The sequence below is a fragment of the Bacteriovorax sp. As-1 genome (assembly GCF_058446905.1).
Map to the genome: position 1 here is coordinate 2,557,492 of NZ_CP184341.1, position 22,926 is coordinate 2,580,417.

At 40.7% G+C, this 22,926-nt stretch carries 29 protein-coding genes; 17 read left to right on the top strand and 12 right to left on the bottom strand.

Features of this window, described 5'->3' with window-relative positions:
* Entirely contained in the window at positions 1–456 is a 456-nt protein-coding gene (locus ACN20O_RS12910; RefSeq protein WP_491634334.1) for a YiiD C-terminal domain-containing protein, read from the top strand.
* Here the strand turns inward: ACN20O_RS12910 and ACN20O_RS12915 are convergent.
* Positions 449–952 carry a hypothetical protein gene (locus tag ACN20O_RS12915; RefSeq protein WP_491634335.1) on the bottom strand — a complete coding sequence of 168 codons (504 nt, stop codon included), beginning with the start codon at positions 950–952 and terminating at the stop codon, positions 449–451. The genes ACN20O_RS12910 and ACN20O_RS12915 overlap by 8 nt on opposite strands.
* A 340-nt stretch (positions 953–1,292) precedes the next feature.
* Here ACN20O_RS12915 and ACN20O_RS12920 point away from each other — a divergent pair, with 340 nt between their 5' ends.
* The 3 genes from ACN20O_RS12920 to ACN20O_RS12930 all read left to right on the top strand — a co-directional run bounded on the left by ACN20O_RS12920 (position 1,293) and on the right by ACN20O_RS12930 (position 2,368).
* Entirely contained in the window at positions 1,293–1,643 is a 351-nt protein-coding gene (locus ACN20O_RS12920; protein WP_491634336.1) for a CBS domain-containing protein, read from the top strand.
* A gap of 120 nt (positions 1,644–1,763) precedes the next feature.
* Positions 1,764–1,976, top strand: a complete 213-nt coding sequence (locus ACN20O_RS12925) for a hypothetical protein (protein ID WP_491634337.1) — start codon at positions 1,764–1,766, stop codon at positions 1,974–1,976.
* Between the two features lie 8 nt (positions 1,977–1,984).
* Positions 1,985–2,368, top strand: coding sequence for a CBS domain-containing protein (locus ACN20O_RS12930; RefSeq protein WP_491634338.1), 384 nt, complete (start codon positions 1,985–1,987; stop codon positions 2,366–2,368).
* Positions 2,369–2,393: 25 nt separating this feature from the next.
* On the opposite strand, the gene ACN20O_RS12935 is transcribed toward ACN20O_RS12930, so the two are convergent.
* The gene (locus tag ACN20O_RS12935; RefSeq protein ID WP_491634339.1) at positions 2,394–2,684 is read right to left on the bottom strand and encodes a hypothetical protein; all 291 of its coding nucleotides are present in this window, start codon (positions 2,682–2,684) and stop codon (positions 2,394–2,396) included.
* Between the two features lie 146 nt (positions 2,685–2,830).
* Here ACN20O_RS12935 and ACN20O_RS12940 point away from each other — a divergent pair, with 146 nt between their 5' ends.
* Together ACN20O_RS12940 and ACN20O_RS12945 are read left to right on the top strand one after the other, a co-directional pair.
* The gene (locus ACN20O_RS12940; protein ID WP_491634340.1) at positions 2,831–4,399 is read left to right on the top strand and encodes a PAS domain-containing sensor histidine kinase; all 1,569 of its coding nucleotides are present in this window, start codon (positions 2,831–2,833) and stop codon (positions 4,397–4,399) included.
* Positions 4,400–4,463: 64 nt separating this feature from the next.
* On the top strand, positions 4,464–4,928 hold the full coding sequence (locus tag ACN20O_RS12945; protein ID WP_491634341.1) for a CBS domain-containing protein: 465 nt from the start codon (positions 4,464–4,466) through the stop codon (positions 4,926–4,928).
* Positions 4,929–4,948: 20 nt separating this feature from the next.
* Here the strand turns inward: ACN20O_RS12945 and ACN20O_RS12950 are convergent, their stop codons facing one another.
* On the bottom strand, positions 4,949–5,164 hold the full coding sequence (locus ACN20O_RS12950; RefSeq protein ID WP_491634342.1) for a hypothetical protein: 216 nt from the start codon (positions 5,162–5,164) through the stop codon (positions 4,949–4,951).
* An 83-nt stretch (positions 5,165–5,247) separates the two neighbouring features.
* Between ACN20O_RS12950 and ACN20O_RS12955 the strand changes: the two genes are divergently transcribed.
* The 7 genes from ACN20O_RS12955 (at position 5,248) to ACN20O_RS12985 (ending at position 14,396) form a co-directional block, all read left to right on the top strand.
* Positions 5,248–5,391, top strand: coding sequence for a hypothetical protein (locus tag ACN20O_RS12955; protein WP_491634343.1), 144 nt, complete (start codon positions 5,248–5,250; stop codon positions 5,389–5,391).
* Between the two features lie 39 nt (positions 5,392–5,430).
* Positions 5,431–6,021, top strand: coding sequence for a hypothetical protein (locus ACN20O_RS12960; protein ID WP_491634344.1), 591 nt, complete (start codon positions 5,431–5,433; stop codon positions 6,019–6,021).
* Complete coding sequence (radD, locus tag ACN20O_RS12965; protein WP_491634345.1) at positions 6,021–7,736, top strand: DNA repair helicase RadD; 1,716 nt, start codon at positions 6,021–6,023, stop codon at positions 7,734–7,736. Before ACN20O_RS12960 ends, radD begins: the two co-directional genes overlap by 1 nt.
* A 190-nt stretch (positions 7,737–7,926) precedes the next feature.
* Entirely contained in the window at positions 7,927–9,000 is a 1,074-nt protein-coding gene (rsgA, locus tag ACN20O_RS12970) for a ribosome small subunit-dependent GTPase A (protein ID WP_491634346.1), read from the top strand.
* Between the two features lie 254 nt (positions 9,001–9,254).
* Positions 9,255–10,070, top strand: a complete 816-nt coding sequence (locus ACN20O_RS12975; RefSeq protein ID WP_491634347.1) for a DUF6279 family lipoprotein — start codon at positions 9,255–9,257, stop codon at positions 10,068–10,070.
* A 201-nt stretch (positions 10,071–10,271) separates the two neighbouring features.
* Positions 10,272–11,471, top strand: coding sequence for a threonine--tRNA ligase (gene thrS / locus ACN20O_RS12980; protein ID WP_491634348.1), 1,200 nt, complete (start codon positions 10,272–10,274; stop codon positions 11,469–11,471).
* 228 nt (positions 11,472–11,699) lie between these two features.
* Positions 11,700–14,396, top strand: coding sequence for a hypothetical protein (locus tag ACN20O_RS12985; RefSeq protein ID WP_491634349.1), 2,697 nt, complete (start codon positions 11,700–11,702; stop codon positions 14,394–14,396).
* Here the strand turns inward: ACN20O_RS12985 and ACN20O_RS12990 are convergent, their stop codons facing one another.
* Positions 14,397–15,167 (bottom strand): ABC transporter permease, encoded by a 771-nt coding sequence (locus ACN20O_RS12990; RefSeq protein ID WP_491634350.1) that lies wholly within the window; start codon positions 15,165–15,167, stop codon positions 14,397–14,399. It lies immediately after the preceding gene.
* A complete protein-coding gene (locus ACN20O_RS12995) occupies positions 15,160–16,071 on the bottom strand; it encodes an ABC transporter ATP-binding protein (RefSeq protein WP_491634351.1) in 912 nt (303 codons plus the stop codon). Before ACN20O_RS12995 ends, ACN20O_RS12990 begins: the two co-directional genes overlap by 8 nt.
* A 46-nt stretch (positions 16,072–16,117) precedes the next feature.
* Between ACN20O_RS12995 and ACN20O_RS13000 the strand changes: the two genes are divergently transcribed.
* Positions 16,118–16,429 (top strand): helix-hairpin-helix domain-containing protein, encoded by a 312-nt coding sequence (locus tag ACN20O_RS13000; RefSeq protein WP_491634352.1) that lies wholly within the window; start codon positions 16,118–16,120, stop codon positions 16,427–16,429.
* Positions 16,430–16,517: 88 nt separating this feature from the next.
* On the top strand, positions 16,518–16,853 hold the full coding sequence (locus ACN20O_RS13005; protein WP_491634353.1) for a hypothetical protein: 336 nt from the start codon (positions 16,518–16,520) through the stop codon (positions 16,851–16,853).
* 4 nt (positions 16,854–16,857) lie between these two features.
* Here the strand turns inward: ACN20O_RS13005 and ACN20O_RS13010 are convergent, their stop codons facing one another.
* From ACN20O_RS13010 to ACN20O_RS13020, 3 genes are read right to left on the bottom strand one after another with little or no spacing between them, the layout of a single operon-like run.
* A complete protein-coding gene (locus ACN20O_RS13010; RefSeq protein WP_491634354.1) occupies positions 16,858–17,655 on the bottom strand; it encodes an ABC transporter permease in 798 nt (265 codons plus the stop codon).
* On the bottom strand, positions 17,655–18,449 hold the full coding sequence (locus tag ACN20O_RS13015) for an ABC transporter permease (RefSeq protein ID WP_491634355.1): 795 nt from the start codon (positions 18,447–18,449) through the stop codon (positions 17,655–17,657). Before ACN20O_RS13015 ends, ACN20O_RS13010 begins: the two co-directional genes overlap by 1 nt.
* Positions 18,424–19,254 carry an ATP-binding cassette domain-containing protein gene (locus ACN20O_RS13020; protein WP_491634356.1) on the bottom strand — a complete coding sequence of 277 codons (831 nt, stop codon included), beginning with the start codon at positions 19,252–19,254 and terminating at the stop codon, positions 18,424–18,426. Before ACN20O_RS13020 ends, ACN20O_RS13015 begins: the two co-directional genes overlap by 26 nt.
* Before the next feature lie 124 nt (positions 19,255–19,378).
* Here ACN20O_RS13020 and ACN20O_RS13025 point away from each other — a divergent pair, with 124 nt between their 5' ends.
* Positions 19,379–19,717, top strand: coding sequence for a hypothetical protein (locus ACN20O_RS13025; protein WP_491634357.1), 339 nt, complete (start codon positions 19,379–19,381; stop codon positions 19,715–19,717).
* A 45-nt stretch (positions 19,718–19,762) separates the two neighbouring features.
* Here the strand turns inward: ACN20O_RS13025 and ACN20O_RS13030 are convergent, their stop codons facing one another.
* Positions 19,763–20,233 (bottom strand): Hsp20/alpha crystallin family protein, encoded by a 471-nt coding sequence (locus tag ACN20O_RS13030; protein WP_491634358.1) that lies wholly within the window; start codon positions 20,231–20,233, stop codon positions 19,763–19,765.
* A 103-nt stretch (positions 20,234–20,336) separates the two neighbouring features.
* Here ACN20O_RS13030 and ACN20O_RS13035 point away from each other — a divergent pair, with 103 nt between their 5' ends.
* Complete coding sequence (locus ACN20O_RS13035; RefSeq protein WP_491634359.1) at positions 20,337–20,759, top strand: GNAT family N-acetyltransferase; 423 nt, start codon at positions 20,337–20,339, stop codon at positions 20,757–20,759.
* A 12-nt stretch (positions 20,760–20,771) separates the two neighbouring features.
* Here ACN20O_RS13035 and ACN20O_RS13040 read toward each other — a convergent pair whose 3' ends face one another.
* The 3 genes from ACN20O_RS13040 to ACN20O_RS13050 all read right to left on the bottom strand — a co-directional run bounded on the left by ACN20O_RS13040 (position 20,772) and on the right by ACN20O_RS13050 (position 22,924).
* Positions 20,772–21,233 carry a VOC family protein gene (locus ACN20O_RS13040; RefSeq protein ID WP_491634360.1) on the bottom strand — a complete coding sequence of 154 codons (462 nt, stop codon included), beginning with the start codon at positions 21,231–21,233 and terminating at the stop codon, positions 20,772–20,774.
* Between the two features lie 522 nt (positions 21,234–21,755).
* Positions 21,756–22,025, bottom strand: a complete 270-nt coding sequence (locus tag ACN20O_RS13045; RefSeq protein ID WP_491634361.1) for a chaperone modulator CbpM — start codon at positions 22,023–22,025, stop codon at positions 21,756–21,758.
* Positions 22,022–22,924 carry a DnaJ C-terminal domain-containing protein gene (locus tag ACN20O_RS13050; protein ID WP_491634362.1) on the bottom strand — a complete coding sequence of 301 codons (903 nt, stop codon included), beginning with the start codon at positions 22,922–22,924 and terminating at the stop codon, positions 22,022–22,024. Before ACN20O_RS13050 ends, ACN20O_RS13045 begins: the two co-directional genes overlap by 4 nt.
* Positions 22,925–22,926: the final 2 nt, after the last annotated feature.

The window sequence follows — 22,926 nt, forward strand, 5'->3', positions numbered from 1 at the left end:
ATGCACACGGCAGACATTCAATCAATCATCGAAGTGGAAATCCCCATTGTAAAACAAATGGGAGTCATCTTTGATGAATTTAAAACAGACTCTTGTATTGCCTCAGTGCCATTGGCGCCGAATCACAATCATAAAGGAACTGTTTTTGGTGGAAGTTTGTATTCCGTTTGCACATCTGCTTGTTACGGACTTATGTATTCATTGCAAACGGCTCATCAACTGGAAGATTTTGACCTGGTGATTGGCGAAGGCAAAATCAGGTACCTGAAGCCTGTTGATCGCGATTTTAAAGTAAAGGCCGAAATCATTCCTGCTGAGTGGAGTGAGTTTAAAAAGAAAATTGGCACTAATGGTTTTGGAAAGATTCAATTAAAAGCAAAAGTTTTTATGGATAATGATTCAACACCGCTTTGTGATTACTCAGCGGTGTTTGTATTAATGAAAAAGACTAATTAAAAAGCTCACAAGCCTCTTCGTATTTAAGAGCGAGCTCTTTTCTAAAGACATTCGGATCGTGGTATTCAAACACCACCTGTTTCTTTTTGAAGTTTCCTTTGCTGTCATTAAACTCTGGAAAGCCCCAGTTAATTTTTGATTCAATGACAATCTTACCGTTGTCTCCGCGCAGTTCTTCAAGAGTTGTTTTAAGCGAGTACTGTACTTGCGGCTTTTGTTCGCGCGGAACACTCTTTGCCAGGTTCTTGATTCCTTCTTTGACATCAAGATCGGCAATCTTAAAGGCATCTCCCATATTACTTTCGTAACTTTGGGCCAGTAGTGTTTTTTCATTACTGCTGACGATTTTAATATCTTTATCCGTCGATGTTTCCAGGTAACGGTAAAGAAAATTTTTCTTTGTTTGCAGTAGGTAATCCAAGTACGCCTGATTGTCTTTAAAGAGCGCGTGGATCTTGATATCAAGTTCTTTTTTTAGATTATTAATGTCATTCATATCCATAAATTTAACACCACCTCAATTAAAAAAGCCACCCCAAAAGGGTGGCTTCTATTGATAATGGGAACAAAGGTCGATGAACTTTTTGAGTCTCGATAGTTAATGAAATTATCGTCTCCTTTTTAGTCTGGATCCGGTCTTTTTGTAGGACTATTACGTCCGCCTTGTCCAGAACATCTGGAAGTTCATCTCTTGCGCGAAGGGCTTCAATTCAACCTCATCACTTCGCTTCCCGTTAAAACAAATTGCACGTAGGATGCCAAATAGAAAATACTGCGAAATTTGCTTGGTATACGTATTGCAATTATAGCAAGGCTACCAAACAAGAGGAGGTTATGTGGATAAGGTAAGCGAAGTGATGATCAAAGATTTAGTGTGTTGCACACCTGTGACAAAGATCGAAGATTCAAAACTTATAATGGAGAAATATGAATGCTCTAAAATCCCCGTGGTCAATAGCCTTGAAGATAAAAAAATAATAGGGATTGTAAGTATTTCCGATCTTACGACAAGTGCTGAGAAGGTTATTGAATGCATGTCAAAAGACACCCGAGCTGTCGATGAAGATTCAACAGTTGATGAATGTTTGAAACTTATGATCATGAATGACATAGAGCAAGTTCCAGTGATTGATAAACAAGGTCATCTATGTGGAATCATCACGGAAAAGATCCTTTTAAAAAAATAAGCAGGGAAAATCGCCCCAGCTAAATAATAGCAAACTCTTTAAATAACAACTCAAGTATTGCGGCATGAATACTGCAATTCACTATATGAATATGAACGGTGCCGCCTTCAAGGAGGATGTATGAATATAGTTAAAGAAAATAATCGCCAAAGAGGACTCGACAAGAATCTGGAGGATGACTGGATTCCAGATCAACAGCGCAAAGCCGATGCGACATCTAATGAAATGCCAGAGTATGGTGGTGACTTAAAAAGAAAAGACACTTTAAAAAACAATCCCAAAAATCCATCCTCGCAAAAAGATCCCAATAACTGGAAAAAGAAAAACGTCTAGGAGTTTATATGAATCAGGTGACAGAGATTATGAACGATGATCCGATGTTTTGTACGTCGGAGACAAGAATTGCAGAAATTAAGCACCTTCTAAAAAAATACGATTACAAGGAGCTCTTGGTATTAGATTCTGAAAAAGACCGCCATCCCATTGGAGTGGTTAGTTTGGAAGACATGGCCTCAGAGGCCATTGAGCACGGAGCAATGCCTTCGGATACAAGTGCAGTTGAATGCATGAGAAGCATCCCTGCTGTTGTAGCAGAAAACTCCAGCTATGAAGAATGTCTCAATGTGATGAGGCAAAATCAAATGGACTCCATTCCCGTTGTCGATATGAACGGTCATATGACTGGAATTGTAGAAAGGGAAAAACTAACTAAAATGTTAATGTAAAAGAAAGGCCACGGTTGTGGCCTTTTTATAAATGCCTGTCTCGGTAATAAGCACTTTCATCTACTTCATCATTTCGATCAGCAATCAGGTCTTCTTCATCTTCTTCGCCCGATGCTTCCAACATGATTTCATTGTCTTCTTCATCCTCAAGTTCATCAAGATCTTCGACGTCGTATTCCATACCCATCAGAGTTTCTTCCAGGCTATTAATATTTTCGTCATCAAACAATACGCCTTCCGGTGTCACTTGATCGCCTTTTGGATTAGTTAGTTTATTAAATTCTTTGTAAGAAATTGTGTCTGCTTTACGGGTCATAAAAAACTCCTTTTTCATTTTGTATTTCCCAGCTTTTTTTATGCAATCACTAAGCCGTCATATGTTAATTGATGCCACGAGTAGGTCATTGTGTTTATCCCAAAACATTATTTGTGCAGGTCTCTTTTTTGCGATAAAAACGTACTATGAACATAATTCGCGAAAACAAGTGTCTCAATCATTTGGCCCATGCAGGAGAGATGGGAAAAAGAATTGCGACTTTTGATTGGCAATCGACACCAATGGGTGACCCATCGAAGTGGCCGGTGAATTTGATCACAGCTTTGGGAATTATGTTGGAAAACAAGTTTCCCATGTACATCGTATGGGGGGAAAACCTTATCCAGTTTTATAACGATGCTTATCTAGAACTCCTTGGGGATAAACATCCAAAGGCCCTCGGTTCTACTCCGAGTGTGACCTGGTCTGAATTATGGGAAGAGATTGCTCCTTTATTTGAACGTGTTTTCAATGGAGAAAATGTACGTTTTGATGATCATCCGATGACGATCAATTACAATGGTTGCATGGTTCAGCGCTATTTTAGTTTTACTTATTGTCCAATTAGAAATGCAGATGGAACAGTTGGGGGAGTGCTCGATACTGTTATCAATACAACCAGTGAGGTTTTGAACAAAAAAGCCTTATCCCGCAATGAAGAAAAATTCAGGATTCTACTTGAAGCGGCCCCGATGCCATTTTTATCTATGGATAAAAATTGGGTTGTTGATTATATTAATCCGTCGGCATTGGCCTTGATGAAAATGGAAATTGAAGAACTCATTGGTTACACCATTTGGGAAGTGTTTCCAAAATTGCGCGGAAGTGTTTTTGAAGAAGCCTATCATAAGGCCATGCACCAGGGAGAAAACGCTTCGATCATCGGTTATTTTCCAGATTTTGGAAGATGGTATCAAGTCTGGGCCTATCCTTTTAATCAAGGGATTGCCGTTTCTTTTATCGATATTAATGAAAGTAAAAGGCTGGAGCAAAAACTTAATGAGGCCATCATCGTTCGGGATGACTTTCTTTCTATTTCATCTCACGAGCTCAACACACCACTGACTAGTTTAAAAATTCAATCTCAACTTCTAAAACGCGATATAGTAAGTGGCAATCCTAAAGCTTTTGAAGAGGCTCGTATCAGGCGTTTTTCAGATCACACGGAAAAACAAGTTTCTCGCCTTACTCGTTTGATTGATGACATGTTGGATGTGGCCCGCATTCGTTCAGGTAAATTGACTATTAAAAAAGAAGTTTTTGACCTCGCTCAGTTTGTCAAAGAAGTTGTCATCCGAATGGATCCGCATTTTAAAGTGGCAGGACTTGAATATCCTGAATTTAAAATTACAGGCTGCACTCATGTTGTCGGAGAATGGGATAGCATGCGCATTGAACAGGTCATAAGCAACCTGATCAACAATGCCATTCGCTATGGCGAAGGAAAGCCTATTGCGCTTGCTTTAGAGTGCAAAGGAAACAAAATTATTTTCAGCGTAAAAGATCATGGAATTGGTATTGAGAAATCATCAATGGAGCGCATTTTTGACCGTTTTGAGCGCGCTTCTGAGAAACAACAAACCAAAGGGCTGGGGCTGGGGCTCTACATCGCTAATCAAATCATTGCTGCTCACAACGGAAGGATCTGGGCCGAAAGTACTGTAGGCGAAGGATCTACTTTTTATGTCGAGCTTCCCTGGAATCCTCCGACTTAGCAACTGCGGCACTTTCATTGCATTCAATAATTCATGAACATCTCTAAGCTCATTGGAGGGACCTATGAGATTAGTTCAAGAAATTATGACAAAAAATCCAGCTTGCGCGACACCTGAGATGAGCTTAGTAGAAGTCGCACAACTTATGCGCAAATTTGATTGTGGAGAAATCCCTGTGGTCTACAGCCTGTCAGGTAAAAAAATGCTGGGAGTGATTACTGACCGCGATATCTGCAACCGCGCTGTTGCCTTAGGGCTCAATCCTTTATCGATGAGTGCTGAAGAGTGTATGTCTTATCCTGCAATCAGTGTAAAAAAGACAACGACAATTGAAGATTGTTGCCAGATCATGCAAGACAACCAGATTCGACGTTTGCCAGTTTTGGATGACAAAGAAAACTGCTGCGGAATTGTTTCTCTGTCTGATATTGCCCGGTTTTCAGAAGACTACCTGGCGGCTGAAGTGGTAAAAAATATTTCTCAACCCTCTGTCGCTAAAACATCCATCTATGTCTCTAATAGTGTTTGATGTAATGTTTGATGCCATATTTAATGGCAGTGAGATTTTTTATCTTTAGTCGATTTGGAATGATATCCAGGCGGATCACTGGCCGGAAAACTTTCCAGACTTGCTTGATCTAACATCTCTTCTTCAGTCATGGTATGATCTTGTGCATTTCTTTTTTCTTCGGCTGTTCTGCCTATATTCTTATACCAAGCCTCTATTTTTTCACCGATACATTTAATTTCTTCAATGATGTCCACATTGACCTCCGTTAGAAAAATATAATGCATTAGATATGCCATTGGCCTTCCCCTTGCAATTTGAGAAAAACCAAGGAGGGGTTATGACAAGTGACTTAAGTAACTCAGAACTAAGTGTTGATCATTTCATGATTTCGACTTTTGAGAACCAGTTTCTCTTTATGCTTATTGGAGAAGAAGGGGCAATTCTCCCATTTCTACTGGGCAATTTGCAAAATAATGATTGAATTCGAGACTTTCTGAAAAGGGTCATGTTACGATTTCGCATGAAAAAAATTACTTTATTGGCCTTTGCAATGCTTTCAACTTTAGTCTTTGGGGAAGAGCTTCTCTATCGTCCAACAGGCACATACTCATACAGTAGGGAAGTGATCCTTACCAAGAAGCGCACAGCTGAAACCTTAAATCATATTAGTAAAGAGGGCCAAGCGCGTATTAAAGAATTAAAAAAGACCGGCTTTACTTGTATCAGAAAAAGCCAAAAGGAATCAATCTGTCAAAAAACAGAAACAAGTTTTCCTGCGACCCCAGACTTCATTCAAAATGCAGTTGATGATTATTTAAAAAAGGCCCAATTCTCTTTTGCAGGTACAGGCGAACCATCGATTGTTTTTGACGGCGCCAACACGGAATGGCTAGTCTATGAAGATGTTTATCTAGGTAGCAAAAAAATTAATGTTTATAGAATCACTAAAACTCCAGATGGTTGGTTTTTAAGTTTCCCGGTTTCAGAAGATCAAGGGATTGGAAATATGAACCTGGATTCTAATAACCGCCTCGGTCTACCACTTACGATGCAAACTAAAGAAAATGCTCAGACAGTTGGTTACTTTATCAAGGCGATCTTTGTTAACTAATGTATAAATTAAGACCTTACCAAGAAGAGGCCGTGGCTTCGGCCATCAGCCACTTTAAAAAGGACAATCACCCTGCTGTGATTGTTCTGCCAACAGGGGCCGGGAAAAGTTTAGTGATCGCTGAGCTTGCCCGCGTGGCGCGCGGTCGCGTGTTGGTTCTCGCCCACGTAAAAGAACTCGTTGAACAAAATCATGCCAAGTATGAAAGTTATGAACTTTCTGCCGGGATTTTTTCTGCAGGTCTTAACCGTAAAGATATTGAAGAAAAAGTTATTTTTGGAAGCATCCAGTCTGTCGCGAATGCTGGTGACGATTTTTTTGGAAGCTTTTCATTGCTAATCATTGATGAATGCCACCGCGTTTCGATGGAAGGAAGCACGCAGTACTTTCAGGTTATCACTAAACTTAAAGAAAAAAATCCCTCTCTTTGTATTTTAGGTCTTACAGCAACTCCTTATCGCCTGGGACTAGGGTGGATTTATCAGCTGCATGAACCTAAAGAAGATTTGCGAACAACAGAAGAGCGCTTCTTTAAAAAATGTATTTATGAGCTTTCTATCGGCTACATGATTAAAAATAAATTTCTCACTCCTCCAATCAAGATTGATGCGCCGGTGGCCTGCTATGATTTTTCTAGCCTCGAATTGAAAGACGGAAGATACTCTTCAAAAGAGATTGAAAGCGTTTTAAAAGACCAAAAAAGAATCACTCCGACTATTATTGCCAACATCATTGAAATGGCCAAGGACCGACAGGGAGTGATGATTTTCACCAGTTCGGTTAACCACGCCCGCGAAATTCTCTCACTTCTTCCCATTGGCTCAGCGATGGTGACCGGTGAAACGGAGATGAGAGAGCGCGATGAAATCATCCATGACTTTAAATTAAAGAAAATAAAATTTTTGGTCAATGTCTCTGTCTTAACTACAGGGTTTGATGCCCCTCACGTCGATGTCATCGCTATTTTACGTCCGACAGAGTCGGTGAGTTTGTACCAGCAGATCGTCGGCCGCGGACTGCGCCTGAGTCCTGGGAAAACAGACTGCTTAATTCTAGACTACACGGGAGTCGGGCACGATATCTTTTCTCCTGAGATTGATGACGATAAACCGACCTCCAATTCAGTGATTGTCGATATCCTTTGCCCACAGTGTGGACACCACAATGACTTCTGGGGAATTGTTGAGCACGAAGAGATCGTTGAGCATTTTGGAAGAAAGTGCAAAGGTGCTCATGAAGACCCGGTGACTGGAGAGATCGAAGTGTGTGGATACCGCTTTCGTTTTAAAAGATGTGACCAGTGTGGAGCTGAACAAGACATTGCTGCCCGTGTCTGCACAGAATGTCAGCATATGTTGGTCGACACTGACAACAAACTCAAAGAGGCCATGTCATTAAAAGACGCCCACATCATGAAACCTGACACCATGACCTTCACCAAAGGTTACGATAAAAAGGGCAACGAAAGAGTCGAAGTTCGTTATTACGATCTCGACGGAGAGTTTTTAAGTGAAATGTTTTATTTAAACACTCCTGAAGAGGCCCGCGCTTTTTATTTTAATTTCACGCGCATGCACAACCGCTTGCCAGAAAAATCACTTATCATTAACAATGCTTCTGATGTGATCAAACAGCAAAAAAGTTTCCGTCTTCCGATGTATATAATTGCTCGTAAGCAGAAGTATTATTGGGAAATCAGAGAGAAGATTTTTTAGACCCTTGACCGGAATTTAAAAATAAATTATCTTAAGCTCATCACCACGGGATCAACCCGTCACCAAGAGGAGGTCTGTATGTTGAATGTAATCACAAAAAAGGGCCTTCGCTCATTCGTTTTCTAATCAAATTCAAATAGCAGGGTCCTTAAGTCGTTTTAGTTTTTATAACTTAACTTAAGGAGTATTCATGACTAGTTTCCAAAGGGAGTTTTTAACTTCCTATGGCTGGGAAGACTTTTTTGAAAGTCAGTGCCCGGCCGTTTTAAAAAACAATCTCGTCATTGGTCGCGTGATCAATGAAGAGAGAAACCTTTATCGGATTCAAACTGATAAAGTACATTTTATCCAGGCTAAAGTCTCGGGAAAAATGCAGTACGAGGCCATCTCTCGCGTGGATTACCCCGCAGTGGGAGATTGGGTTTTATGTGATCCAAGTGGCGTGATCCATTTTATTTTTGAGAGAAAAAATATTCTACAAAGAAAGAAAGTGGGTGAAGTTTCTGAAATTCAAATTTTGGCCAGTAATGTGGATTATGTTTTTATCGCCACATCGGTTAATAGTGATTTGAATTTTGGAAGACTTGAGCGCTACCTGACGTTTGCATGGGAGTCAAAAGCGGAACCGGTGATCTTATTAACTAAGGCCGACTTAGAAGAAGATATCGACAATATCATTCTTGGAGTTGAGGCGAGATGCCCGAATGTTTGGGTGCACGCTTTGGCAAAGGATCAATTTGAAGAAGCAAGTTTTCTTCGCCGTTACTTAGGATCTGGAAAAACGTCTGTGATCGTCGGATCCTCAGGAGTAGGAAAATCAACATTAGTGAATTTTCTTATTGGCAAAGAAGTCATCGCCACTCAAGCAGTGCGCGCCGATGATGATAAAGGAAGGCATACCACTACATCACGAGCGATGTATGAATGTGTCTACGGCGGACTCATTATCGACACTCCGGGGATGAGGGAGCTGCAATTTTCTGATCACCAGGAAGGGCTTTCTTATCAATTTGGAGATATCGAAGAGTTGATCGGTCAGTGTCGTTTTAATAACTGTCATCATCAGACAGAAGTAGGTTGCGCGGTTTTAAAGGCGCTCGATGAGGGGGAGCTTCTTTCTGAAAGATGGAAAAGCTACCAAAAGATTCAACGAGAAGTTGGCCATGAAATGCGCAAAACCAACAAATGGCTCATGGCCGAGCAACGCAAGGTCTGGAAAAAACGTTCGGTTGAAAGCCGACAAAAGTATAAAGGGTGGCAATAGCCGCCCTTTTATTACGATTTGTGAGATGCTAAGATTTTTCAGGGATAACTCCTAAGGAAACATGAAATTTTTTAGCTTCATTCTTTTCTTTTTTAACTCCAAAACAGTGGAAATCTAATTTTGGAAAAAATGAGTACTTAGTTCATCTCTTCTTTAGAAAAAAGTTTCCAGTTTCTCAGGCAAGTACGCAACCAAATAAAAGAGGTATTTTTAAAAAAGGCATCAGTATTGCTTATTAAATAGTGAGGTATGCTATGAAGAAAATCATTTTATTCCTTGCCCTCATTCTTTGTCTCAATGCTTGTTCCCGAATAGATTTAGCTGTTTATTTTGCAGACACCTACGTGCAAAACAAAGCAGATGACTATTTTGACCTAACCCGCGACCAATCAAAGTGGTTAAAAAAGGCATTAAAGAGAGATATTGATATAGTTAAAAAGACCATTTTTCCCCAACTCGCGACAGAGCTTATACGAAATGCAGACATTGTGAATTCCCAAAAGACTTTTGATATCGCCACCGTCCAGTTAAGCTATGAACGCGTTCGCAATCTCTTTTATAACGGGCTAAGAATTTTTTCTCCGGAAGCCGTGACCTTCTCCGGAAAACTCGAAGCTTCTCAGGTCAATGTCTTCCAAAAAGAGTTTGATAAAAAAATGCGAGATATAAAAGAAGATGATAGTGAAAGAGATAATTACAAAAGGATGAAAAAACATTTAGATTCGTGGTTGGGAGGTTTAACATCTGCTCAGAAAAAAGAACTTGAGAGTTATGTCCATAATACGCCTTCTCATATTAATGAGAAAGTTTATAACCGCCAGCTATTGGCCCATGAATTTGTCCGCGTCTTTCCTGATCTAGGCGCCAGAGGGAAATTTGTGGAAGGACTTTTTACTCGTTATGAGTCCATGAGAGAGCCGGCCTATTCTAAACTGACCAACGAAAAAGACAGACAAGTTATTGCACTCGTTACTAGTATTCTTAATAAGATGACCGATTCTCAACGTGAGACTTTGATTGAGACGTTAAGAGACAGGGCCAATCAATTAATCAGGCTGTCAAAAAACTAGAGTGGCTTGAAGACAAAAAATAATGATGTTATGATCACTTTTATGAGTGAAGTCATCTATCTTCCATTCAGTTTCTCTACCATCACCACCCCGTAAGGGGACATTCATTTTTTGCACCCGGATTTTTCGCCGGGACAAGAGTATTCATTATTCTATTTATTAATTTAGTCTAAACAGATTTTAACCTGTGTGGAGTTTTTTATGTCTTATTTATTTGACCACCGTAAATTATCGGTGGAGATGGAGCTTTATTTTTTTGAAGAAGCCGTAGGTGCTGGACTTCCAATGTGGTTGCCCAATGGGTGTATTATAAAGGAAGAGTTAGAGAAGTTTATTAAACGAAAGGAGTTTCTTGCTGGTTATGAAAGAGTTTCCAGTCCTCATATGGCCAAAGCCGAACTTTATGAAAAGAGTGGCCACTTGCGTTTTTATCAAGAGGATATGTTTCCTGCGATTAAAGTGGAAAACCTTGAGTATTACCTTCGTCCGATGAATTGCCCTCATCACCACAAAATGTTTTCATCCAGGCCCCGCAGTTACCGCGAGCTTCCTTTAAGACTGGCCGAGTATGGACAAGTCTATCGTCATGAGGCCAGTGGTTCTCTGAGGGGAATCTCAAGAGTCCGAGGCCTTTGCCAAAACGATGCACACATTTATGTTTCAGTAGAACATTCTAAGGATGAGATTATCAGAGTCCTACGTTTACATGAGGAATGTTATAAAGAATTGGGGCTGGAAGGTTATCGTTACCGTCTTTCTAAACAAGACCCAGATTCAAAAGATTTTTTAGGAGACAGGGAAGTGTGGATTAAGGCCGAAGACATCTTACGGTCGGCCTTGATTGAATTGAAATTGGATTACTTTGAGGCTATTGGTGAGGCCGCTTTTTATGGCCCAAAGATTGATGTGCAGATGAAGTTCTTTAGTGATGAAGGAATCAGGGAAGAGTCGATGGGGTCTGTGCAATTAGATTTTATTTCTGCACAAAAAGAGAGATTTAATCTTGAGTACGTTGATAAAGAGGGGAAGATGAAGAGACCTTGGATCATTCACCGCGCTCCTCTTGGTAGCCATGAAAGATTTATCGCTATGTTATTGGAGTATTTTGATGGAAGGCTTCCGCGATTTCTTTCCCCAATAGAGCTACTCATCTTTCCTCTTTCTGAAGAAGCGGCCATTAAAGCTAATGAAATTGCCAGGGAGTTAATGGAAAAAGGAGTTCGAGTAAAAATAGATCATCGCCTGGGGAGCAGTCTTTCTAAAAGGATCGTTTTAGGCAGTAAGCTTCGCCCGTTTTCTTCAATGGTGATTGGCGAAAAAGAGCTTTCAGGGGCACCGTTAAGGGTGGAGGGCAGGGATGGAAAAGTGATAAGTCTCATGGAATTTAGCTCACTTATATAAATAGATTTTTTCTATAAAATATCTTTAGAAAAAAATGAGATAGGGAATGTTGTTTAGCTTTTGTCGCCTTGGCCTAAAGTTCTCTATAGGTACGAAGGCAAAGTTAGAGGAAATAAGTCCCGTTTACCTTAGGGAAACATTTATCATAGGGAGGCCTTATGGCCCCCCTATCTATAAATGGAAGTTGTCTACGTAAAGTTATATCAGAATAACACCGATAATTTTAGTATGAAAACGAACACTCTACTTGTTCTATTATTTTTTGTAACCATTCCACTTCATGCTGAAGAACCCACTTCATTAGTTGGCTTTAAAACAGAAAAAAAATTATCGACTTTTGGAAAGGGAAATGATTTTGTTAAAAAAAGGCCGGTCTTTATAGGTGGAGGGGACCCCGTGGCCAATTTTAGAGTGACAGCAGATTTTGAAGATGAATTTGTAGAAAGTTTTAGAAATGCAAAAGCTGGATGCAATAGAGATACACTTTCAACTAGCCTTGAAAATAATTCTTTAGGCATCATCAATGCTCCACTTATAAAATTCCAGTGTGATGCTGTAGAAAAATTTGAAAAAAGTAAGGAGCTGACTCCGGAGATTTGTCTTAACCTGGCCGGATGTTTAAAAAATAAACTTGATTATAGGTCTAGTGATGCTTCTGTTGCCTTTAAGAAGGCGAGACTGCAAGTGGCAAAAGAGGCCATTGCTTTGACTTCAAAGAGTGGTATTAATCAGATTATTGATTATGAAACTCTCAGAATTTATGCATCTAACAAGTACGGGCCGGAATTTATTCCTGAAACGTGTAAGCAAGATGTCCTGGATATACCTGAGTCAGATGGAAAAAAATGCAATACGCAAATTATTGATGAAGGGTTTGCGCAGGCACAGAACTTTTGTCGAATCCCAGAGATGGGATGTAATTTTGAATACCTCGATTATATTAAAAAGACTCCGAGAAATGAGGCTCCATCCAATAGTCAGTTAAAAGGTTATATCTCCGAGTTAAGTCATCAGCGAGCTGGTGATACAATGATCAGAGACACCGACATTCTGAATAAAATTGCCCTGATCCTGGCCGATTCATCATTGACACCTGAAAAGCGAGTCGCTCTCACGATGGATCATATTTACGCGAACTACATGGCCGCCGATCCAGTGTTAAGAAACTATTATGACCGCTCAGTGATTACTAAGGCAAACTTAGGCAGGGATCCGATTGCCGAAGGTCTTTTAAGCTATATCAAGAATAATGAACATAAAAATTCTCTACAAATCCTAGTGGACTTGGAAAACCTTAGAAAGAGTGAAGCGAAATCAATTCTTGAAAAGAAATGTGGAAACATCAACACCATGGCAAAACTTTGTCAGGCAGTCGATGAGATTTCTATTGGTACAACTGTTACCGTCGAGAAAAGAGAATTTGATAAAATGCTCTTCCGCAAACCAAGTATCAATAATGCGATGATTAGTTATGAAGAGCTGACTTATAATGTGGCTCGATGTAATACGTTTAACCTTTTCACTTCTAAAGAAGGGATTCTTCAAACAGAGATCGATCTTTCGATGGGACAGGATTTATTCACTGATGCCAATGGGGCATCGTTCAAGCAGGATCATCTAAAGGGTAATAAAAAACTATCTCTTGTAATCGATAGTAACGGGACATTTACCAAATCAGATAAAGACCTTAAATTAATTTCTTCTAAAGGCTTTAGCGAAAATAGAGAAAAAGAGAGAGGAGATGACCTACTTCTTGTGAGAAGTTTTTCTAGAAATGCAGCTTTACCTGAAGTGTATAAAAAGGGTATTGATGGTGAAAATGGCTCAAGCTATAGAGGTTCAGCAAGTAAATCTGATAATGCGGACTCTGGAGTTCGCACTTCATCTCACTCTTCGGATAGTGAAGCTTTAAAATCAGCAATGGATAGTTATTCACTTGCTCAAAAATCTAATATGATAACAGGTCCTAAGGCACAAGAGCCGCAAGTGCCGGCACAGCAGATAATCAACGATCCTAATGCCTATATAGCTGCCTCTGGAAGATTAGCTGAGCCAACTAAAGAAGTAGAGAGCAATAAAACTCAATACAACCAGATGATTGGAAAGATCTCGGATCTGGAAGAGAGACTGGCCAAGGCCCAAAAACGTGCTTCGGAAGGGGAGAAAGCCACTGAAGAGAAAAAAGAAACGGCGACGGCCTCTTCGAGTGACAGTGAAAGCTCTTTAATTGCAGAGTTAAAGAGTGCTCGCAATGCACTGGTTGAAATGAACAAGAAAAAAGTAGAAGACCAGGAAGCAAAAAAAGTTGCAACTCAGAAGGTCGTGGGTGGAAACAGCTATCGTCCGGAGCAAGATGGGGATTACTCAGATGAATCTCGAGAAAATTATAGAGAAAGAGAGAGTTCCGCACTGATGACTTCTGCGCCGAGATCCTCTGGAGCTTCAAGAAGTGTTGCCAGTCGTGATTCTTCACCAGGCAGAGGTGATGATGGTGGTGGAAGTGTGAGCAGAGGGGCATCTTCAATCAACCGCAGCGGCTCAGATGATGGAGACAGAAGTGATGCTATCGTCCTGACAAAGATGGATGGTGTTACAAATGCGAAAATGAATCAGACGATTAAAGATTTAATTTATGCAGAGTCTGGTAAACCTTTTTATATTGAAGAAAACGGAATGGTTAAGCAGATTATCCCAGAAGTTGTTGACGGAAAAATTCTCCTTAATGAAGACGGAACTCCTGTATATAAGACAGTTGTCAAAGGAAAGGTTGGAGAGTTTAAAGCTGACGTGAAGAAAGAAAAAGATAAGAAGGTAGCAAAACAAGACTCAGCTGCTGATGTTAAAAAATTTGATGAGAAAGCGGCCCCGGCCGTACGTTATAGAGATCTAAAAGATATCATTAATCGCACGACCAAGGTTGAATAACTAGTTGATAAGCTTCTTCTTAATCTGTGAGTAGGCCAGGGCGCAGAGAATCGCGCTCTGGAGAACCAGAATACTTCCGCTGTATAAAAACGCTTCCCCAATTCCACGTTCCCAAAAAAGTGCCTGTGCCAGTCTCACACCATGGATAAGTGGAAAAAACTCAGCTGCCCATCTTACTGCCTGATGCATTTCCGAAATGGGAAAGAAGATTCCTGAAAGGAAATAAAGGGGAGCAATTAAAAACGAATAGACCGTTTGAAATTGATTGATGTTGTTAACCATTGCTGAAGATAAAAGCCCCATGGCCCCACAAGGAAGTGCCACTAAAAAACCAACAGAGGCCAGAGCTGGGATTAGCCAAGGGTTAGTCATAAGCCCAAAGAGGGCAAGGACAATCGCTACACCGACGGCCATGACAGCGCCTTTTAATCCCACCCAAACCATTTCGCCGATCACAACTTCTTTGACTCCGATAGGAGTTGTAAGCATTGCTTTATAAACATTTTCGTAAGTCATGCGGACATAAAATCCATAACTACTTTCAAAGAATGATGTGAAGAGTGCGGTAGCAACGGTTAAGCCTGGAGCAAGGAATTGCATATAGCTCATCCCTTCCACATTAGTAATAAAAGAACCAAGCCCAAGACCTAGTGAAACTAAAACTAAAGCGGGATCGGCCACTGTTGGTGAAATATTTGCCACCAGGTCTTTTTTATAAACGATCCAGTTTCTTCTGGTGATATGAAAACATAATTGCAGTGTACTAAGCATCTGATGATAACTCCTGACCTGTTAACTTTAAGAAAACATCTTCAAGGTTAGAAGGTCTGATTTGCAGGGGAGAAAGCCCATGGTCTGAGTGAAAGGCAGTTAAGTCTGAAAGAGACTTTGTTCTTAAATAAAGCCCGGAAGTATCCTCATGGTAATCTAAGTGTCCGGCCTTGCTGGCAATATCTTCGAGTTTCTTTTTATCTTCTAATCTAAAAATTCCCACATAACCTGGAGTATGTTGGTTGATCATGCTTTGAGGTGAGCCTTCTGCGGCCACATTTCCTTGATTCATAATCACCAGGCGGTTACAAAGCACTTCTGCTTCATGCATGTAGTGAGTGGTTAGCACAATTGTTGTTCCGTTTTGATGAAGCTCGCGCACTTTTCCCCAAAGTAGATGGCGCACGGCCGGATCAAGCCCCGTTGTTGGTTCATCAAGAATAAGCAGTTCTGGTTTACCTAAAAGAGCGCGCACAAAAACTAAACGCCTCTTCATCCCACCTGAAAGTGTTTGAATAAGAGCATCTTTTTTGTGAGCAAGATTCATGTATTCAAGTAAATCATTGATGCGCTTTTTTCTTTCAGAGCTTGGAACTCCGATAAAAGCACAATAGATCATCATATTTTCAAAAACAGTTAAGCTCTCATCAAGAGCATTGTCTTGAGTCACTACACCTAAGCGTCCTTTGATTTCGCGCGACTGAGAGTTGGGGTCAAAACCAAAAACAGAGAGTTCTCCTCCTGTTCGTCTAACCGTTCCATAGGTCATGCCAATAAATGTAGATTTCCCTGCACCGTTAGGCCCTAAAAGACCAAAACATTCGCCCTTTTTAACATGAAGGTCGATGCCGTTGACAGCAGTGAAATCGCCGAAAGTTTTTTTAAGAGATTTTGCAATGATCACACGTTTTTCCAGATGATAGTGTTGAACAATTAGTTTAGAGTAGGCATTGGAAGTTGAAAAGTTTTATAGCGAGGCATTGATGAAAGCAAAAAAAGCAGATGAGGCGCTGACCTTGGAGCAAATTCCAAATATTGGGAAGGCCTTTGTTAAGGATCTTAACCTGCTAGGCATCACAAAACCTAAACAACTCATTGGGAAAGACCCTATCGCTTTATATCGCAAGCTTGAAAAAATCATGGGGCAAAGACATGACCCATGTGTTTGTGACACGTTAATGGCCGCAGTGGACTTTATGGAAGGGGGGAAACCCGTTCCTTGGTGGACCTTTACGGCTAAACGAAAAAAGATCCTGAAGTAATTTAACAAAATTCTGACTATGAAAGTTCCCTTTTTCAGGGTACAAGAGCGCCGAAACAGATTAGTAGAACAACTAAAGTGAGGTGCTTATGAAACTATTTCTTGGTCTTTCTGCATTAGTTCTCGTATCAACAGCAAACGTTGAGGCCGCTGATTTTTTCCGCTGTATCACTAAAGAAGAAGCAGTTGTTGCTGCCAATTCAAATTTCGAAGCTCTTCGCAAAGAACTTAAAGACAAATCATCTTTCTGGGTTCCACGCCAAACAGTACGCGAGTACATCCAAGGAATGCAATTTTCTGAAAACGAAGGCAAGTATGTCACGGGCGTTCTAGCTAAGTGGACATGTTATGCTGGTTCAGACTGCTACGTAGGAATCGAAGTGTCTTGCGATGGCACGACTGGCACTTACTTGTATAACGACTAAAAAATTACGAACTCGCACTCGAGTAAAACTTGAGTGCGAAATTCCAAAAGCGGTGAGTTCCATAGATTAAAATAGGAACTAATACCACCGGCCAAAGAAGGTAGTTCAAGTCAGGCGGATTAAGCAGAGCTCTTGCTGGAATACTGACGATAACTCCTACTGGAATCAGTGTTAGGATCACGTATTTGATATACGGATTGTACATTGAATCAGGTCTCATCCCCAGGCGGTAAACCTGCCACCATAAGAACTGTAAATTTTCTGAACGAGTGAAAATAACAGCTGTTGCAGAAAACATAAAGCGCATCGAATACACAACCGCAAGGCTACATGGAATTAAAAGCACCAACCAAAGAAGACGGAAGTAATTAAAGTCTGGAAGTTGGGAAAGAGAGTAAATCAGCCACGAGCTTCCCAGGATTAAGTTTCCAAAGATGGCCGTATTGGCCTTTTGTAATGTGAGCATGAACTGCGAGTTCACTGGTTTTGCCAGCAGTAAATCCAAGTCACCCTTTCTTACTTTCTCCGTAATGTTTTCTAAGTTCTCATGAATGATAATCATGTAGAAAGCATCAATGACAAAAAGTAGTCCTAAAAACACGCGCATCTGGTGAACGTCCCAGTCTCCAATTTTTTCAGTGTGCTGATAAAGCACTTCGAAAGTTAAGATCTGAGCGGCATACCAGAAAACGTCTGTCAGAATGCGGGTAAAGAAGTTGGCGCGGTATTCAAGGTCGGCGATAAAGCTCGCCTTAAACATTGCTTTATAAAGTGAAGCGTATTTTTTGAGTGTATGAAACATTACGCCCCCGTTCCCACGTATGAGTCTATGCCTTTTTTCCAAAGGTAGGCACCAAGCAGGTTAAGAACCACAAGTCCAATCGTCACAGAGATGAATCCTGTATAAACAGTTTCAATGCCTACGCGTCCAGTGATGTATCCAACAGGAACAAACACTCCACTGGCAAATGGAAGACTAATAATTGTCGTTTTAAAAGGTTCTGGAAGTAAGTCTAGTGGGAAAAGCTCTCCCATAAGAATCCAGAAGAATAAGTTCTTCGCGACAGTGATTGAAGAAATCTTTGTGAAATGGAAGGCCATCGTCGAAATAATAAAACTGATCGTGTGAACCAGGATTAAATAGTAAAAACAAAGCAGAGTTGCTAATGGCAACCTCGACAAAATGGCCGGAAGGTTAAAAATATAAGCACCGGCAATCGGGACTAGAAGAGAGATAATTGTCGTGACAATTTTATATCCCATTAACTGCGAAAGGTAATACTCGTAAAAACTCATCGGGCGAACGATTAAGCTGTTAATTGTTCCAGAGCTGATTTCTTCGATCATCCTGAATTCATACATCCAGCTTGTGGCAATTCTGGCAAAAAAGGCAGACCATAGGGCATAACTCAAATAACTTTCGCGCGAAAATCCCGCGATCATATCTGTATGGGCCCCTTTAAAGACAGCAATCCATAAAAGGATCTCAATCCCAGTTGTTAAGATAGGCTGAACAAGCGCATCGACAAAGTAATTTAGACGGTATTCTAAATTGGTGACGACGGCCAGATTAGCGAATGCGAGATTCCGTTTCAAGAAAACGGCGAATGACTTCTTCAAAATCGACCTTCTCGTCGTGTGCGAGTTCACTGTTAGTATTGTTAGTAAATTCTTCTACCGTTCCCTGGTAAACGATATTGCCTTTAGAAATTAAAAGCAGGCTATCGGCCAGAGTCGCGATATCGTCCATGTAGTGGCTGGTTAAAATAACTGTCGGCTCTTTTTCTTTCACGTAATTTGAAAGGAAGTTTCTGATGTTTTCCTGAGCGACAATATCCAGACCAATCGTCGGTTCATCTAAAAAGAGAATTTTAGGCTCATGTAAAAGAGCTCCGATGATTTCCATCTTCATTCTTTCACCAAGAGAGAGTCTTCTTAGCTGTGTTGTTAAAACGTGTTTGCAATCAAGCATCGTCGCCAATTCATCGACGCGCTTTCTGGTCTTAACAATATCCAGGTCGTAAATGCGCGCGAGCAGGGCGTACGAATCCACCGGTGAGATATCCCACCACAATTGGTTCTTTTGTCCCAGAAGAATACTCATCTGGCTTAAGAATTCGTTTTTGCGCTCCCAAGGCCTGTACCCTAAAACCTTAGCTTCTCCGGAACTTGGAGTAACTAGTCCTGAAAGGATCTTTAAAAGTGTGGTTTTTCCGGCCCCGTTGGCGCCGACCAGACCAATAATCTTTCCTGATTCGATTTTAATTGAAGTCTTATTTAAAGCGATCTTAGAGTCGTACTTTCGCTCCCAGATCCCTTTGATGGAGTTCACCAGACCTTCGGGCTTCTGGTAAGTTTTATAGACCCTCATCAGGTCTTGGGTTTCGATAACATATTTCATAGTTTTAATAGATTATGAGGGTAATTTTCCAATGTAAACGGGATTCTTTAAGTAAAGTTTACAGGTTATCGAATGGTAACCCATTTCTGTGTTATTAATACTTTCACAAATGGAGATTTACACTATGAAAACACTTTTTGCGTTAACACTTGCCCTTGGTCTTTCGTCTTCAGCTTTCGCTGGCAGTCTAAACGAGAATGCTCTACAGGCGCTTCTAAATACAAAAGGAACGACTTTAGTGGGTGATGTTCACTCATATGAGACAGTCGCTTCAATTTATAAAGACGCTGTAAAATCAAAGGCCCGTATCAATAACGAATGCCATCCATTAAATAATCAAGTAGCACACTGTACGCTATGGATTAACTACAACCCAATCGGGGAAACAGCACTGACTTATGAAGTTGCTCTTCCTGGGCATGAATTACTATCAGACGTTATCGAGGTTGCAAGAGGTGATTGATTGTTAAACAAAGGCCCCGCGAATGCAGGGCCTGGAATCGGGGGATTAATTAACAGTCTTTGCTTCTTGACCGTCAACAGCTTCATTTTTTTTGAAGTTCAAAAAATCGCTCCAGGATTTTGGCCTTTCACCCGTAGAGATGGTGATTTTCTTTTTGGCCTTGTCTTGGACGGTTTTATGAAGCGCTAAATTCAACACGCCATTCTCATAATGCGCAGAAATTTTCTCTCTATCAACATTCTTTGGAATATTGATGATGTAGTCGTATTTGCGCACGACAGTTTCTTTGTCATAGGCATCCTTTCTCTCTGCACTTACTCGGATAATATTTTCTTCCATATCAATGGCAATGTCGGACGAGTTAACCCCCGGCATATCGATTGTTGTAAGATAAGCTTCCTCGCTTTCGCGGAAATTTCTGTAGGCCGCGCTTTGAGTAGTGTCGTCAAATATTTGGTCAAAGAAAAACGGAGAGTAATTAGGTTGTAACAAATTGATTAATGCTTTATTTCTCATAAATCCTCCTTGTGGATCTCGTTACACCTAAAAGATGGAGGCCCTTTTTTGGGTGTCAAGGTTTAGGCTTAAATTTTTCCTTTTTTGGTGTTAGCTTCATCTTATGAGATATAAAACCGCTAAAAATACTGAAGATTTAAAATTGTTTTTCCCGGTACTCAAAGAACTTAGACCTCATTTAAGTTTTGAAGAATTCCAGTCCATTTACCAGGAAGCTCATGCTAGTGATCAATATGAAATGGTTGCATTAGTGGAGAATGAAAAAATACTGGCGCTGATGGGCTATAGAATTCTTTATGATTTTGTAAGAGGAAGGCATCTCTATATTGATGACTTGGTTTCTGTTGAAAAATCTAAAGGATATGGAGCTCAACTTTTAGCTTACGCGGAAGAAAAGGCACGGGAGCTTCATTGCACTGATGGACTGAGACTGTGCGCTGTTTTGGAAAATGCTAGTGGCATCAAGTTTTATGAAAAAAATGGCTGGAAGGCGAGGGCCTTTGCTTTTGTAAAAAAGCCCCTCTAAAGGGGCTTCCTCTTATGAATACACTCTCTGTGCACGTTCTTTGATTTCGTCGGGAGTGAGGTCTTCGGTGTGTGTTCCGAGTGTCCATATATGTCCAAATGGGTCTTCAAAGGTTCCGGTGCGGTCTCCATAGAATTGATCGCGAACTTCTTTTACCATTTTCATTCCTGCCGCCATGGCCTTTTCAGCGGCCACATCCACGTCTGGAACATACACCATGAAGCTCACTGAGCGGTATTCTCCCGTTTGAGGGGAAAGATGCATGCCTGGGTCATCACCGGCCATCATGATGATAGAGTCTCCAACTTTGAATTCGGCATGAGCAATTTGTCCTTGTGGGATTTCGACTTTTGAAATAATTTTTGCCCCAAGTGCTTTCTCATAAAAATCCAGTGCCTTTTTTGGATCACTGACAATGATATAGGGAGTAACTGTTCTTAAACCTTTGGGTATTGCATTGACTTCTGTTTCCATCTTTTCCTCCTGCGTGAAATTCCATAAAATCTCTTACAAAATCAGTGCCGCTTTCTAAGGCATTTTGAGAGGAAAAATTCCTCATGAAGTTTTTTGTTACAGTGTCTAAGAGAGCGCATTTTAAGGAAGCACAATGGCATGATTTATGCTCTTTAAATAGTGGGAGCTCGCTCTCAAAAAGGAGATAAAAAGAGTGCGAGTGCTTGTCGATCTTTTGAGATTGAATTGATCGAGAAGTAAATTAACTTGAGTTTAAAAATGAAGAACAGGATTTTTATCAAGCTCTCCATACGTAGGTCTCTTAAGACCGAACGATTGTGATAAAAAACGATAATTGGAACTAGGATAAAAATCTAGGTGCCGATAGCATCATTGCGATCCTGTCATCGCCATCGATTCTCACCCCATCTTAAGAGAAGGCGAGTTCCACGGGAGCACAATTTTTACCGACATCTCAGGGTAATGACCCATTTCAAACGTGAGTGACTTATAGCAGGCCTTGATTTTTCAAGGCCTGTTTTTTTATATGGTGTCTCTTTTCGAATTTTGAATGACATAATTGAGTTGATCTACCAGATGAAGAATAACAGGAATGGCTTCGTCGTTGACTCCGAATTTCTCCTGCAGATCGTGAATTAAAAGAATCCTGCAAATATCCTCTTCATCGAGCATTTTAAGTTTGATATCAATAGGGGAAACCCACTCCTCCTGAATAAAATGAATGATCGTATCAGTCTCGAGCCCACATATTTTGGAGACGTCATCGAGATTTCTTCTTAGTGGAAGCTTCATGTGTGGACCCTCGGGTTATAGGAATATTTTTTTTCTAACTCTGTGATGGCCTTTTGTAGTTCCGGTGCCACATGTTTCGGAATCACAATTTTTAAAGTGACGATTTGATTGCCACGATTTTCTTTAGGGCCGGCTCCTTTGTGCTTGATTCGCAGCTTAGAGCCGCTGGAAACTCCCGCCGGAACTTTGAGCATGACGTTCCCATCGATCGTAGGGATTTCAATTTCTGCACCATGAATAGCTTCAAAGAAACTAATAGGCACTTCGGAGTGAATATCATTTTCTATGCGGGTAAAACCAGCGAGTGGTTTTATTGAAATTTGAATGTAAGCATCGCCGGCCGGACCTGAGCCAACACCGGGAGAGCCCATGCCCTTAAACTTTAATTTTTTACCTTCTTCAATTCCTGCCGGGATTTTGACCTGAAGTTTTTTTCCATTGGGAAGAGTGATGACTTTTTCTCCCCCCAGGGCCGCTTCTACAAAGTCTACTTCCATTTGATAGAGCACATCTTCTCCCGCGAAGTTCATACCCTCAGAAGTAAACCGGCCATGACCTCTGCGGTTTCCAAAAAGACTCTCAAAGAGATCTTCTGGGTCATAATCAGAACTATAGGAAGAAGAGTAGCGATGATTTCCATTGGCACCGCGGTTTGTACGGTATTGTTCATATTCGTGCTGGCGATGTTCGTCTGTTTCTCCGCGGTCAAATTTCGCTTTAGATTCTTCTGTTCCGATCTGATCAAAGGCATGAGAGATTTCTTTAAATTTTTTTTCAGCCTCTTTATTGCCTGGGTTTAAATCCGGGTGATATTTTTTGGCGAGCTTGCGGTAGGATTTTTTGATGTCATCGAGAGTTGCGGTTTTCTCAACACCTAAAATTTTATATGGGTCAGTCATTT